Genomic DNA, 14,095 nt, shown 5'->3' with positions numbered 1-14,095 from the left:
TGCCTCCTCGTGAATGGGTCATCCAATAACACTTCTCCATATTCGGGCTTTATCCCTTCTAATCATCAAAAGAAGAAAAAACACCTTTCCATCTCGTTAGATAGAAAGGTGTTTTGATTAAACCAATTTTCTCGAAAATTTCAGAAAATAATTTCTATAATTAACGATGTTTAGTACCACTATTATTCCAATATTTGTAATGATTTGAAGATTTAGAAACTGAGAAACTACCAGTTACTGTTACCCCTTTTACTGCTGCAGAACCACTTCCACTTATTGATACATTAGTGGTTCCATTATTATAGAAGTCTCCATTTACATACCACCAAATAGCAGTTGGAGAAGTTATTTTTGCTTTAACTTTACCAGCAAAATGTTTTGAACCAAGGCTAGAATATCTGTCTAAGTCTATATCTTCAATATATTTAAATTGTACAAATGATCCACTCGCATATGTCCAAGCATAAATTTGAACTTTAGGTTGATATAAAAAACCTACATCCTGAACAATTGTCATTTTATGCATACTGTATTTTGTTGCAGCTGTACTAAATTGTTTCTTTGATAAATTTGTAGAAGATTTTTGAACTTCTTTCTTAGAGATCCCCCTTGATTTGGATACTTCCTTAACATATTGATCATATGAAATTTTTTCAATTTTGGTATTTCCTGTTTTACCTAAATTATGAACCTTATTAAGATTGATAGAACCAAATTCTTTAGCAGAAGTTGGTGCAGGAATAGCAAAAGCTGAGCTTACTAATACGAGAACTAGAAGAACTGATGAAATCACTTTTTTCATTATTATACCTCCCTTTGTAATATATTAAATTTATAACATTAAAATGAAAATAAAAAGGTTTTTTTATACATTTAAAGTAATTTTAAGGTTTATCTGTGAGTTTTATAATATAAAAAAAGACCCACTCACATAGTGAGAGAGTCTAGTATAATCATGTAGTTTTCCCCGCCGCCTTCAGCGCACGGGCGCCAATGTCACGGCGATAAAATAAACCTGGCTGAATGATTTCTTCAACCGCTTCATACACTCTTGATCTTGCCGCTTCAAATGTGTCGTCAAATGCGGTCACATTTGCTACACGTCCGCCATTTGTGACAAATTGATCGTTTTCCTTTTTCGTTCCTGCATGGAAGGTCACGACATCAGAGACCGTTGTTTGCAAAGCACCGATTGGTGTGCCTTTTGCGTAGTCTTCCGGGTATCCTTCTGATGCAAGAACGACACTGACAGCGGCTGTGTCTTTCCACTGCAAGTCCACATCTTTTCCATCTAGAATGTCGAGGAATACTTGGACTAGATCTGATTCAAGACGAGGGAGCACTACTTGCGTTTCAGGGTCGCCAAAGCGTGCATTGAACTCAATGACTTTTGAGCCTTCTGGTGTTAGCATTAAGCCTGCATATAAAATGCCTGTAAACGAACGCTCTTCCTGCACCATCGCGCGAGCTGCTGGTTTGACGACGTCTTCCACCGCTTTTTGTACCACTTCATCAGAAATTTGTGGAACCGGTGAATAAGCGCCCATCCCGCCGGTGTTTGGTCCTTTGTCATCTTCAAATGCCCGTTTATGATCCTGTGCGATCACCATCGGATACACCTTTTCTCCATTGACAAAGGCCATCAGAGAAAACTCTTCACCTGTTAAAAATTCTTCAATGACAACCGATGCACTCGCATCGCCAAACTTTTCATCCTCTAAAAAGTCATGCAGGCAGTTGATTGCCTCTTCAAGCGTCATTGCCACTGTCACGCCTTTTCCGGCAGCAAGCCCATCTGCTTTAATGACAATTGGGGCACCCTTTTCTTCCACATATGCCTTCGCTTCTTCAAACGATGTAAAAGTGGCGTAAGCGGCTGTCGGAATCTCATAATTTTTCATTAAGTCCTTTGCAAATTCTTTTGAGCCTTCAATGACTGCGGCTTTTGCATTCGGTCCAAATACCTTGAGACCTGCTTCTTCAAATGCATCGACGACACCTGCAATTAATGGAACCTCTGGACCGACAATTGTTAAACCGATGTTATTGTCTTTTGCAAAACGAATTAACGCCTCATGATCGCCCTCGTCGATTGGGATAAGCTTCGCAGCATCTGTCATTCCATCATTGCCGGGTGCGACAAATACTTGGCTGACAAGTTCGCTTTGATTCACTTTCCATGCGATGGTATGCTCTCTTCCACCTCTGCCGATAATTAATACGTTCACACTGTCATCCCCTTAATGTTTGAAATGTCTAACGCCAGTGAAGACCATGGCGATGCCGTATTCATCTGCTTTTTGGATTGATTCTTCATCACGAATGGAACCACCTGGCTGGATGATCGCTGTGACGCCTGCCTTTGCAGCAGCTTCCACTGTATCGCCCATTGGGAAAAATGCATCAGAACCTAGTGCACTGCCTTTTGCCTTTTCACCTGCTTGCTCAATCGCAATGTTAGCCGAGCCAACACGGTTCATTTGACCAGCACCAATACCTGCTGTCATTTGATCCTTCGCTAGAACGATGGCATTTGATTTCACATGCTTGACGACTTTCCAAGCGAGCTTTAAGTCTTTCCATTCGTCTTCAGTCGGCTCTCTCTTCGTTGGGATAGAGATCGTTGCTTCCTCTAAGCCGTATGTGTCGATATCCTGAACGAGCAATCCACCATGAACACTTGTGAGCTGCTTTTCTTTTTTCCCAAGATCTGCTTCAACATCTAATGTTAGTAGACGAAGGTTCTTTTTCGCTGTTAGCACATCAAGTGCTTCTTGGCTAAACGATGGTGCGATGACGATTTCTAAGAAAATCGTATGGAGCACCTCAGCCGTTTGCTTGTCTACTTCACGATTAAGCGCCACAATGCCGCCGAAAATAGATGTTTCATCTGCTTTAAATGCACGATCAAATGCTTCTGCAATCGTTTCTCCTGTCCCAACACCACATGGATTCATATGCTTTACAGCCACAGCCGCTGGCTCCGTAAATTCACGTACAATTTGAAGTGCTGCATCTGCATCTTTGATGTTGTTGTAGGAAAGTTCTTTTCCATGTAATTGCGTTGCAGTAGCTAAAGAGCCTTTGCTTGGAAGCGCATTTTCATAGAACGTCGCCGCTTGGTGCGGGTTTTCTCCATAACGAAGAGATTGCTTTTTCTCAAATGTGACTGTGAACTGTTCTGGCTCTGTTTCGCCAACAAAGTTCGTTAAATAATCCGCAATCAGGGCATCGTAAGCAGCTGTATGACGGAATACTTTTGCTGCAAGCTCACGTTTTTTCTCTAGTGATACGCCACCTTCTTTGATTTGTTGAACGACAGAATCATAATCACGCGGGTCCACAATCACCGTGACGTCCTGATGATTTTTAGAAGCAGCACGAAGCATACCCGGTCCGCCAATATCAATGTTTTCAATCGCTTCTTCATACGTGACATCGTCTTTGGAAATGGTCTCTTTAAATGGATATAGATTCACAACGACAAGATCAATCGGCTGAATGCCGTGCTTTTCAATCTGTGCCATATGCTCATCGTTTTCTCTCACTGCTAATAGTCCACCGTGAATATTTGGATGAAGTGTTTTGAGTCGTCCGTCCATGATTTCTGGGAAGCCAGTCACTTCAGAAATACCAATGACATCAATGCCGTTCTCTTGAAGAAGTTTGTGTGTACCACCAGTTGAAATCACTTCAACGCCAAGTTCTGTTAGTTCTTTCACAAAAGGTACAAGATTTGTTTTATCGGAAACACTGATTAATGCGCGTTTGATCGTCATGCCTTTGTCACCTCATTAAGATAATTCTAAAAGTGATTTGATCACTTTTGGATATAGTGTATGTTCTAATTCATGCATTCTTTTTTCAATGGATTCAAGGTCTTCCCCTTGTTCAATATGAATGGCTGCTTGGTCAATAATCGGGCCGGTATCCATGCCTTCATCGACATAATGAACCGTAATACCAGCCACTTTGACTCCTGCTTGATAGGCTTGTCCAATCGCATCGAGTCCAGGAAATGCTGGCAATAAAGATGGGTGGATATTCACGATTTTCCCTCTAAATGCATCAAGCAATGTCGGACCGATCAGTCGCATATACCCAGCGAGGAAAATCCATTCCACTTCATGCAGCTTCAGCTGTTCAATGATGGTTTGCTCAAAAGCGGCTTTACTCGGGAAAGCCTTCGGCGTAAAAGAAAAGGACGGAATACCCTCTTTCTCTGCCCGCTCCAGCACCTTCGCACCCGGTTTATCACAGATCACAATGGCGGCTTTTGCCTGCCACTGTTCTTCTTTTAACGTATCAATAATGGCTTGAAAATTTGTCCCGCTTCCAGAGGCGAAGATCGCAAACTTTTTCATGAGAGGCTTCCACCACCGAAAGTGACGCCTTCTCCTTTTTGAACTCGTCCGATCAGAAAGGCTTTCTCTCCGTCTTGTTCAAGTCCGCTGATCACATCCACAAGATCATCCTCTTTGACGGCTAGGACAAAGCCAATGCCCATATTAAATACATTGAACATCTCTTCTGCTTTCAATTGCCCTTTTTCTTGAATAAAGGAGAAAATAGGCGGGACCGGCCATGAGCCGTTATCAATCTCAACACCAAGTCCTTCAGGTAGCATACGTGGTAAATTCTCAATAAAGCCGCCGCCTGTCACATGTGCCATACCGTCAACCTTGCCAGCTTTCACTTGTTTAAGAACAGGCTTGACATAAATCTTCGTCGGTTCCAGCAGCTCTTCTCCAAGCGGTCTTGTAAAAGGTTCATACGTTTGGTGAAGATCTAGACCCGCATCTTCAAGCAATACTTTTCGTACAAGAGAATAGCCATTGCTATGAATGCCGCTAGAGCTGAGTCCAATCAGCAAATGCCCTTCCTTGATGTTCTCACCTGTGACGATTTCATCCTTTTCAACGACACCTACAGAAAATCCAGCAATATCATATTCTTCTTCTGTGTAAAGTCCCGGCATTTCTGCTGTCTCTCCGCCGACAAGCGCTGAACCAGACTGCTCGCATCCGTCAGCTACACCTTTGACGATGGATTCAATTTTCAAAGGATCTGCTTTTCCAACTGCTAAGTAATCTAAGAAAAAGAGCGGCTCTGCCCCTTGTGCAAGTACATCGTTCACACACATAGCTACAGCATCTACACCGATCGTATCGTGTTGATCCATTAAAAAAGCGAGCTTTAATTTCGTACCAACACCATCTGTTCCTGAGACAAGAACGGGCTTTTTGTATGGCAGTTCAGATAAATCAAACATCCCGCCAAATCCACCTAGAGCGCCCATGACACCTGCTCTTTTTGTACGTTCTACGTGTGTTTTCATTCGTTTAACGGCTTCGTATCCTGCTTCGATGTCGACACCGGCGTTTTTATATGCTTCTGACATCCCATTCACTCCTTTTATCTGCTTGTCTTCCATGTATTTTCGGCAGAATGAAAGAGCAGCATATCAAATCACGTTGACTGCTGCTCCATTATTCGATTATTTCGTCAGGACTGTTTCCTTCACATGAGGAAGGACAGTATCTTCATAAATTTCGGTCGGGTATTTTCCAGTAAAGCATGCTAAACACTGACCGCGCTGCGGATCATCATACTTTCTGCCAATCCCGTCCATTAAACCGTCTACAGATAAAAATGCAATGGTGTCTGCACCGATTTCCTGTCTAATTTCTTCCACTGAATGAGATGACGCAATCAGCTCTTCGTGTGTAGACGTATCAATTCCATAAAAACACGGATGAGCGATTGGCGGTGAACTAATGCGTACATGCACTTCCGTCGCACCTGCTTCTCTTAGCATCGTCACAATTCGGCGGCTTGTGGTTCCACGTACGATGGAATCATCCACCATGACGACACGTTTGCCTTCGACCACCCCACGCACAGCAGACAGCTTCATGCGCACGCCCTGCTCACGCAATGCTTGAGACGGCTGAATAAATGTCCGGCCGACATAACGGTTTTTAATTAAACCTAGCTCATATGGAATACCAGTTGCTTCGGCATAGCCAATCGCTGCAGAAATACTGGAGTCTGGCACACCTGTCACGACATCTGCTTCGACATGTGCTTCTTCTGCAAGCTTCTTGCCAAGATTCTTTCTCGCACTATGCACGTTGATGCCATTGATATTGCTGTCCGGTCTTGAGAAATAAATGTATTCCATGCTGCACATGCTACGGTTAATGTTCATCGAAAAGCGCTCAGATTTTAAGCCTTCATCATTAATGATCAGCATTTCGCCAGGCTCTACATCTCGTAAATAGGTAGCACCGACGACATCAAATGCACATGTTTCAGAAGCGACAACATAAGCATCACCAAGCATACCAAGTGAAAGTGGGCGTAATCCGTTCGGATCAAGCGCTACGATCATTTCTGTTTCCGTCATGATTAGGAAAGCATAAGCTCCTTTTAACATAGACAGAGCATTTTTGATTTGATCCTTCAAATCCATATATCCGCTACGCTTAATTAAGTGAGCGAGCACTTCGGTATCAGAAGACGTTTGAAAAATACTTCCTTGGTTCTCTAGCTGCTGTTTTAATTGCGTTGCATTAACCAAGTTTCCATTATGAGCAAGGGCAAGACTGCCATTGTTTTGCGAGCGGAAGAAGAGGGGCTGCACATTCTCAAAGCCGCCTCCGCCTGCTGTCGCATACCGAACGTGTCCGATCGCACCTTTTCCCTTTAAATCCTTAAGCTCACCATTTTGGAACACTTCCGTAATCAGTCCAAGGCCTTTGTGTGACGTCAGGTTTTCACCGTCTGTTGCAATAATTCCCGCACCTTCTTGTCCTCGGTGCTGAAGGCTATGCAATCCGTAATATGTGATTTGCGGGGCTTCTTCGTGTCCCCAAACCCCAAAGACGCCACATTCTTCGTTTAAGCCTCTGATTTCAGCAAGCATGGGATCGCTCCTTTCCATGCGCGTTCAAGCTCGTTGACTGCCGCATGAATCCATTGTTGTCCTTCTTGATTTTTGACAGTGAATACACCATCATTTGTGACCGTTCCGACTTCTTTTGCATCTTGCACAGCCGCAGCAAACGCTTCGCGGTTTTCTGGTTTTACTGTGACGACAAAACGTGACTGTGATTCACTGAATAGTGATGCAGCGCTGTTTAGATCGATCTGGATATCAGCGCCAAGACCATCTGTTCCAAATGTACTTTCAGCTAGTGCTACACCAAGACCACCTTCAGACACATCATGTGCTGACTGAACAAGTCCGTTTTGAATTGCTGCTAATAGGGCTTCTTGACGCGCCAGCTCTACATCCAAATCAATTTCTGGTGCTTTTCCGTAGATACGGCCTTCTGTCATTTTTTGAAGCTCACTGCCTGCAAATTCTTCCTTCGTTTCACCAATGACGAAAATCACATCGCCTGCCTGTTGGAACGATTGAGTCGTAATATGAGCTGTATCTTCAATCAAACCAACCATGCCAATAACTGGCGTTGGGTAAATGGCTGTTCCATTTGACTCGTTATATAAAGAGACGTTACCGCCGATGACCGGTGTGCTTAATGTACGGCAAGCTTCGCTAATGCCGTCAGCAGATTTTTCAATCTGCCAGAAGATTTCTGGTTTCTCCGGGTTACCGAAGTTCAAGTTATCTGTTACTGCAAGCGGACGAGCGCCTGAGCAGACAATGTTACGTGCGGCTTCTGCGACGGCGATTTTCCCGCCGACCTCTGGATCAAGGTAAAGATAACGTGCATTACAATCTGTTGTCATCGCAAGAGCTTTTTTCGTCCCACGGATTCTAAGCACACCCGCATCAGAGCCAGGTGCAACGACTGTGTTTGTACGAACCATATAGTCGTATTGATCGTAAACCCATTCTTTGCTCGCAATCGTTGGCTGTTTTAACAGCTGTTTCAACGTATCTGCTGCATCTGTGATCGCTGGAGCTTCCACTTTTGTTTCTAAAAACTCGCGATAGTATGCAGGCTCACTTGACGGCTTATGATAAACCGGTGCTTCTTCTGCAAGAGCATCAACTGGAAGCTCACACACTACTTCTCCTTGATGGAGTAAACGAAGCATTTTATCGTCTGTCACATGACCGACTGAGACTGCTTCAAGATCGTATTTTTCAAAAATATCAATGATTTCTTGCTCACGGCCTTTTTCAATGACCAACAGCATTCTCTCTTGGGATTCAGACAGCATCATTTCATACGCTGACATGCCTGTTTCACGCTGAGGGATCAGGTCTAGGTTCATTTCGATACCCGAACCGGCTTTACTTGCCATCTCTGCACTTGAGCTAGTTAAGCCAGCCGCTCCCATATCTTGAATGCCCACAAGCGCATCATTTTTGATGACTTCAAGACATGCTTCAAGCAAAAGCTTTTCCATGAACGGATCGCCGACTTGAACCGCTGAACGTTTTTCTTCTGATTCATCAGAAAATTCTTCAGACGCAAATGTTGCACCGTGAATCCCGTCACGTCCCGTTTTAGCACCAACGTACATGACCGTATTGCCAACACCTTTTGCCTGCCCTTTCTTGATGTCTTCGTGGTTGATTAACCCTACACACATCGCGTTAACGAGCGGGTTGCCTTCATAGCTTTGATCAAAATGAACTTCTCCGCCGACTGTTGGAATACCGATACAGTTTCCATAGCCTGCAATCCCTGCCACTACTTCTTCAAACAAGTACTTCACGCGCGGTGAAGTCAGTTCACCAAAACGAAGAGAGTTTAATACCGCAATTGGACGAGCCCCCATGGAGAATACATCACGGATGATTCCGCCGACACCTGTTGCCGCTCCTTGATACGGTTCAATTGCAGATGGATGGTTATGTGATTCGATTTTAAATACAACCGCTTGGTTGTCTCCAATATCAACGATTCCAGCGCCTTCCCCAGGACCTTGAAGAACATGCTCTCCTTTTGTCGGGAATTTGCTTAAAACAGGCTTTGAGTTTTTATAACTGCAATGCTCTGACCACATGACAGAAAAGATACCCGTTTCTGTGTAGTTTGGCAGCCTGCCAATAATGGATTCGATTAAAGCGAATTCTTCATCACTCAATCCCATTTGCTGATACAATTTCTCTTCTTTAATTTGCTTGTGACTTGGTTCAAGCAGTAGTGACATGAGTGTCCCTCCAATTTTTCACGATAGATTGAAACAATTTAAGTCCGTCTGCGCTGCCTAGTAATGAGTCAACCGCGCGCTCAGGGTGCGGCATCATGCCGAGTACATTGCCCTGTTCATTCGTTACACCTGCAATTCGATTGACACTGCCGTTAATATCGTCACCGTAAGTGAAAGCGATTTGGCCTCGTTCAATCAGCTTCGCTAACGTGTCTTCGTCACAGTAGAAGTTACCTTCACCGTGTGCTACAGGAATCGTAATCGATTCACCTTTTTGATAACCGCTTGTAAATTGCGTTTCGTTGTTCTCTACAATGAGTTCAACTGGACGACAGATAAATTTTAGATCTTTATTCCGTCTCATTGCACCTGGCAAAATGCCAAGCTCCTGAAGAATTTGGAACCCGTTACAAACACCAAGAACAGGTTTTCCTTCCGCAGCTGCTTTTTTCACAGCCGGCATGATGTTAGAAAAACGAGCAATCGCACCGCATCTTAAGTAATCCCCATAAGAGAAACCGCCTGGTACGAGTACACCGTCAAAACCATCAAGACTCGTTTCGTCGTGCCATACATATTCAACTTGTTCACCTAACTCATCTTGAATCGCATGGTACATATCGATATCACAGTTAGAGCCAGGCAAGACGATCACTGCAAACTTCACTGTGCGACAACCTCCTCCACCTCATAGCGGTAATCTTCAATCACCGTATTGGCAAGCAATTTTTCACACATTTCTTTGACCACTGTATCTAAGTCACGTTCTGATTTCTCAATGACTAGCTCCATATATTTCCCGATACGGACATCCTTTACTTCCTGATAAGACATGCTATGCAAAGCGTGCTGCACGGCACTTCCTTGTGGATCAAGAACGCTCTCTTTTAAGCTGACAAAAATTTTCACTTTATACATGTTTATGGCCTCCAAGTCTTTTGAAAATTTCTTCGTATGCATTTGTTAAGCCGCCCAGGTTTCGTCTGAACACGTCTTTATCAAGCTTTTCGTTTGTGTCTTTGTCCCAAAGCCTGCACGTATCAGGTGAAATCTCATCAGCTAGCAAAATACGATTCTCGTGATCTATTCCGAATTCAAGCTTGAAATCAATTAAATTCACATGGCAATCTGAGAAGATTTGCTTCAATTCTTCATTCACTTGTCTTGTGATTTGTTTCATCTCCTCGACCTGCTCAGGTGTCGCTGCATGTAAAATGCGAATATGATCTTCTGTAATGAGCGGATCGCCGAGTGCATCATCTTTGTAGTAAAACTCGATCAAAGGTGTGTCCAGTTTCGTTCCCTCTGGAATCCCAAGACGTTTTGACATACTGCCTGCCACCACGTTTCGCACAACGACTTCAAGCGGTACGATGTCTACCTTTTGAATGAGCTGTTCTGTTTCAGATAGGCGTTTCACAAAGTGATTGTTGATCCCTTTCTCATGTAGCATTTGAAAAATCAAGCTAGAAATTTCGTTATTCAGTCTGCCTTTGCCTTCAATTTCCGCTTTCTTCTCACCGTTAAATGCTGTAGCTGAGTCTTTATATTCGACATATAAAATATGCTCGTCATCGGTCTGATAGATTCTTTTCGCTTTGCCTTCGTAGAGAAGTTCTTGTTTCACAGTCATTCAGATTGGCCTCCTAATTTGAATGTTGGCAATTTTCAGGATTAGGCGCCTGACTAGCAGGCGGCCCATTTCTTACGCAAGACCTAGACGTTCGAAAATCATATCGACATTTTTCAAGTGATAGTTGTAATCGAAGCAGTCAGCGATTTGTTCAGGTGTTAAGCGTGAAGTGATTTTCTCTTCTGCTTCTACTAATGAACGGAATGGTACTTGTTTTTCCCAAGCTTCCATCGCCTTTGGCTGAACCGTGTCATATGCTTCTTCACGTGCCATGCCTGTATCAATAAGTGCAAGAAGAACACGCTGAGAGTAGATCAAGCCAAGTGTGCGGTCCATGTTGCGTTTCATATTTTCAGGGAACACCGTCAAATTCTTCACAATGTTAGAGAAACGGTTCAGCATATAGTTCAGTGCAATCGTTGCATCTGGTAAAATGATGCGTTCAGCAGATGAATGAGAAATATCACGCTCATGCCATAGCGGTACATTTTCATAAGCAGTCAGCATATAACCACGGATCACGCGGGCAATTCCCGTCATATTTTCAGAACCGATCGGGTTTCGTTTATGAGGCATCGCTGATGATCCTTTTTGTCCTTTTGCAAAGAACTCTTCTACTTCACGTGTTTCACTCTTTTGAAGACCACGAATTTCAACAGCAAATTTCTCAATGCTTGTTGCCACTAAAGCAAGGGTTGCCATGTAATCTGCATGACGGTCACGCTGCAAGGTTTGGGTTGAAATTGGTGCAGCTTTGATGCCAAGTTTCTCACATACATATTGCTCAACAAACGGGTCGATGTTCGCATATGTGCCAACAGCACCAGAGATTTTGCCGTATTCGATGCCGGCTTTTGCTTGTTTAAAACGTTCTAAGTTACGCTTCATTTCCTCGTACCAAAGAGCAAGCTTCAAGCCAAATGTTGTCGGTTCAGCGTGTACACCATGCGTACGGCCCATCATGACTGTATATTTGTGCTCTTTTGCTTTTTCTTTTAGTATGTCAACAAATCTCTCAATGTCCTTGAGCAGAATATCGTTCGCCTGTTTTAATAGATATGAAAGCGCCGTATCCACTACGTCTGTAGATGTTAACCCGTAATGAACCCACTTTCTTTCTTCTCCTAGAGATTCAGATACAGCACGCGTAAAGGCAACCACGTCGTGGCGCGTGTCTTGTTCAATCTCCAAAATACGTCCAATATCAAAGCTTGCATTCTTGCGCATTGTCACAACGTCTTCTTTTGGAATAACACCAAGTTCTGCCCAAGCTTCACAAGCGAGAATTTCTACTTCAAGCCATGCATTAAATTTGTTTTCCTCTGTCCAGATTGCTGACATTTCTGGTCGTGCGTAACGTTCGATCATTTCCCGTTTCCTCCATCTCTTTCAGTCCATATCTTTGTGATGTTTGCCATCCATTCATCATCAAGCTGTTTCATAAATGTCATATGCCCCATTTTGCGGCCGGCTTTCACTTCATGTTTGCCATATAGATAAAGCTTCGCTTCCTTTAAAAGCTCAGGATGTTCTTTTGGGATGTCCACTTCATCGCCCAGCAAATTCACCATCATACCCTCTGATAAAAGAGCTGTTCCGCCAAGCGGCAAACCGCATATGGCGCGAATGTGCTGTTCAAACTGACTCGTCTCACATAAATCCAATGTGTAATGTCCAGAGTTATGCGGGCGCGGTGCCAGTTCATTGACGAGCAGCTTCCCTTCATTTGTCAGGAACAGTTCAACAGCAAGCGTACCGACCAGCCCTAGCTTTTCAGCAAGCGTTGTTGCCAGCTCTTTTGCTTTCTCCTGAATGCTGCCATCTACCCGTGCAGGCACGATGCTTTGGAATAAAATATTGTGCTTATGAATGTTCTCAGCGACTGGGAATGTCGCAATTTCCCCATGAACAGACCGCGTCACAATCACGGACAGTTCCATTTGGAAAGGAACCCAGCTTTCTAAAATGCACGTTCCATGCGTAAGAAGTGCAGCCGCTTCATGAAGCTGATCCTTCTCTTTGATGACGTACTGTCCTTTACCGTCGTAACCGCCTCTGCATGTTTTCAGCACAGCTGGCAAACCAAGCGCATTTACTGCATCTTTCAGCTCCTTCTCATCATGAACGATGCGATAAGGGGCGACTTCACAGCCTGCATCTACAATCCCTTTTTTCTCCGTTTCACGGTTTTGGGTTAAAAGAAGGAGTTCGCTTCCTTGCGGTAAATACGCCTCTTCCTTCAGCTGATTGAGTGCATCATAATCAATATTTTCAAATTCATATGTGACCACATCGCTGATGTCCGCCAGCTGCCTGATCGCTTCAAGGTCACTGTATGCGGCTGTGATTTCTGTATCAGCAACCTGTCCACAAGGAGAAAGTGTGACAGGGTCAAGGACTGCTGCCCGGTAGCCCATTTGCTTTGCACTGACGGCCATGTATCTGCCAAGCTGTCCGCCGCCGATGATACCAATGGTTGCGTTTGGAAAAATGGTCTGCTTAGCCAAGCTGATCACTGCTTTCTAATACAGTTTGTTTTGTTTGCTCTCTTCTTTCTTCAAGGCGTGCTGCAACGGCTTCATCGAATGCTGAAATCATTTGTGCAGCTAGAAGCCCTGCATTTGTTGCACCGGCTTTGCCGATTGCCACTGTGGCAACAGGTACACCGCCTGGCATTTGAACGATGGATAATAAGGAATCCAGCCCGTTTAATGCTTTTGATTGTACGGGCACACCAATGACCGGCAGTGTCGTTTTTGCTGCGACCATCCCCGGTAAATGTGCTGCGCCTCCAGCACCGGCAATAATGACCTTGAGTCCTTTACCTCTTGCTTCAGTCGCATATTCAAACATCAAATCAGGTGTCCGATGTGCGGATACAACCTGTTTTTCATACGGAATGTTTAATTCCTCTAAGATATCGCACGCATGTTTCATTGTTTCCCAATCAGATGTACTTCCCATGATGACACCTACAAGCGGCTTCATTTTGTCCCCACCTTTAAGCTATTATTCGATTTTGTACCGTTTGACACGCTTCCCAAACCTAAGTAGCTTGTCAAACGCCGAACAAAAAGGCCCGGTTTGTATTGCATTGTTAGGAAGCAACACAAACCGGGCCATGGTAAGCGCTGTTCGCTTTTAAAACGCCATGTCAGTTTTGTTCACTATCCTGCATAGTCCAGTCATTTACGGTAACTGGGTAGAAACTTATGGGCCATATTCCCAAGATTATATGAGGCTCGTGTTTTGATTTCATGTTTATCTTAACAACGGATGTTCATGATGTCAACGGATTTATCGAACAATCTATGAAGTCGTCGTTTT

General features: G+C 43.9%; 13 protein-coding genes and 1 riboswitch. All 13 genes read right to left on the bottom strand.

Annotated features, from left to right (window positions below):
- Positions 1-160 precede the first annotated feature (160 nt).
- Positions 161-802 carry a hypothetical protein gene (locus tag MHI58_RS03345; RefSeq protein ID WP_071167948.1) on the bottom strand — a complete coding sequence of 214 codons (642 nt, stop codon included), beginning with the start codon at positions 800-802 and terminating at the stop codon, positions 161-163.
- Positions 803-953: 151 nt separating this feature from the next.
- Positions 954-2,228, bottom strand: coding sequence for a phosphoribosylamine--glycine ligase (gene purD / locus MHI58_RS03340; protein WP_368004368.1), 1,275 nt, complete (start codon positions 2,226-2,228; stop codon positions 954-956).
- Between the two features lie 12 nt (positions 2,229-2,240).
- Positions 2,241-3,779 carry a bifunctional phosphoribosylaminoimidazolecarboxamide formyltransferase/IMP cyclohydrolase gene (purH, locus tag MHI58_RS03335; protein WP_008344287.1) on the bottom strand — a complete coding sequence of 513 codons (1,539 nt, stop codon included), beginning with the start codon at positions 3,777-3,779 and terminating at the stop codon, positions 2,241-2,243.
- A gap of 15 nt (positions 3,780-3,794) precedes the next feature.
- Complete coding sequence (gene purN, locus MHI58_RS03330) at positions 3,795-4,364, bottom strand: phosphoribosylglycinamide formyltransferase (protein WP_056705691.1); 570 nt, start codon at positions 4,362-4,364, stop codon at positions 3,795-3,797.
- A complete protein-coding gene (gene purM / locus MHI58_RS03325; protein ID WP_017366751.1) occupies positions 4,361-5,401 on the bottom strand; it encodes a phosphoribosylformylglycinamidine cyclo-ligase in 1,041 nt (346 codons plus the stop codon). Before purM ends, purN begins: the two co-directional genes overlap by 4 nt.
- A gap of 96 nt (positions 5,402-5,497) precedes the next feature.
- Positions 5,498-6,928 (bottom strand): amidophosphoribosyltransferase, encoded by a 1,431-nt coding sequence (gene purF / locus MHI58_RS03320; RefSeq protein ID WP_017359819.1) that lies wholly within the window; start codon positions 6,926-6,928, stop codon positions 5,498-5,500.
- A complete protein-coding gene (gene purL, locus MHI58_RS03315; protein WP_008344291.1) occupies positions 6,904-9,135 on the bottom strand; it encodes a phosphoribosylformylglycinamidine synthase subunit PurL in 2,232 nt (743 codons plus the stop codon). The genes purF and purL overlap by 25 nt, the downstream gene beginning before the upstream one ends.
- On the bottom strand, positions 9,119-9,802 hold the full coding sequence (purQ, locus tag MHI58_RS03310; RefSeq protein ID WP_008344292.1) for a phosphoribosylformylglycinamidine synthase subunit PurQ: 684 nt from the start codon (positions 9,800-9,802) through the stop codon (positions 9,119-9,121). Before purQ ends, purL begins: the two co-directional genes overlap by 17 nt.
- Entirely contained in the window at positions 9,799-10,053 is a 255-nt protein-coding gene (gene purS / locus MHI58_RS03305) for a phosphoribosylformylglycinamidine synthase subunit PurS (protein WP_008344293.1), read from the bottom strand. Before purS ends, purQ begins: the two co-directional genes overlap by 4 nt.
- A complete protein-coding gene (gene purC / locus MHI58_RS03300; RefSeq protein ID WP_007496901.1) occupies positions 10,046-10,768 on the bottom strand; it encodes a phosphoribosylaminoimidazolesuccinocarboxamide synthase in 723 nt (240 codons plus the stop codon). Before purC ends, purS begins: the two co-directional genes overlap by 8 nt.
- A 72-nt stretch (positions 10,769-10,840) precedes the next feature.
- Positions 10,841-12,136, bottom strand: a complete 1,296-nt coding sequence (gene purB / locus MHI58_RS03295; RefSeq protein WP_008355754.1) for an adenylosuccinate lyase — start codon at positions 12,134-12,136, stop codon at positions 10,841-10,843.
- A complete protein-coding gene (gene purK / locus MHI58_RS03290) occupies positions 12,133-13,275 on the bottom strand; it encodes a 5-(carboxyamino)imidazole ribonucleotide synthase (protein WP_025206860.1) in 1,143 nt (380 codons plus the stop codon). The genes purB and purK overlap by 4 nt, the downstream gene beginning before the upstream one ends.
- Positions 13,268-13,756, bottom strand: a complete 489-nt coding sequence (purE, locus tag MHI58_RS03285; protein ID WP_017359824.1) for a 5-(carboxyamino)imidazole ribonucleotide mutase — start codon at positions 13,754-13,756, stop codon at positions 13,268-13,270. Before purE ends, purK begins: the two co-directional genes overlap by 8 nt.
- 169 nt (positions 13,757-13,925) lie before the next feature.
- Positions 13,926-14,027, bottom strand: a riboswitch (purine riboswitch).
- Between the last annotated feature and the right edge of the window lie 68 nt (positions 14,028-14,095).

Source organism: Bacillus sp. FSL K6-2869 (assembly GCF_040869405.1).
GTDB lineage: Bacteria > Bacillota > Bacilli > Bacillales > Bacillaceae > Bacillus > Bacillus altitudinis.
This window is presented reverse-complemented; position numbering and strand designations above follow the sequence as displayed.

What these genes read in the sequence shown, in the direction of transcription:
- MHI58_RS03345 (WP_071167948.1), bottom strand. Translation starts at nt 802, where the DNA reads ATGAAAAAAGTGATTTCATCAGTTCTTCTAGTTCTCGTATTAGTAAGC.
- purH (WP_008344287.1), bottom strand. Translation starts at nt 3,779, where the DNA reads ATGACGATCAAACGCGCATTAATCAGTGTTTCCGATAAAACAAATCTT.
- purN (WP_056705691.1), bottom strand. Translation starts at nt 4,364, where the DNA reads ATGAAAAAGTTTGCGATCTTCGCCTCTGGAAGCGGGACAAATTTTCAA.
- purM (WP_017366751.1), bottom strand. Translation starts at nt 5,401, where the DNA reads ATGTCAGAAGCATATAAAAACGCCGGTGTCGACATCGAAGCAGGATAC.
- purF (WP_017359819.1), bottom strand. Translation starts at nt 6,928, where the DNA reads ATGCTTGCTGAAATCAGAGGCTTAAACGAAGAATGTGGCGTCTTTGGG.
- purL (WP_008344291.1), bottom strand. Translation starts at nt 9,135, where the DNA reads ATGTCACTACTGCTTGAACCAAGTCACAAGCAAATTAAAGAAGAGAAA.
- purS (WP_008344293.1), bottom strand. Translation starts at nt 10,053, where the DNA reads ATGTATAAAGTGAAAATTTTTGTCAGCTTAAAAGAGAGCGTTCTTGAT.
- purC (WP_007496901.1), bottom strand. Translation starts at nt 10,768, where the DNA reads ATGACTGTGAAACAAGAACTTCTCTACGAAGGCAAAGCGAAAAGAATC.
- purB (WP_008355754.1), bottom strand. Translation starts at nt 12,136, where the DNA reads ATGATCGAACGTTACGCACGACCAGAAATGTCAGCAATCTGGACAGAG.
- purE (WP_017359824.1), bottom strand. Translation starts at nt 13,756, where the DNA reads ATGAAGCCGCTTGTAGGTGTCATCATGGGAAGTACATCTGATTGGGAA.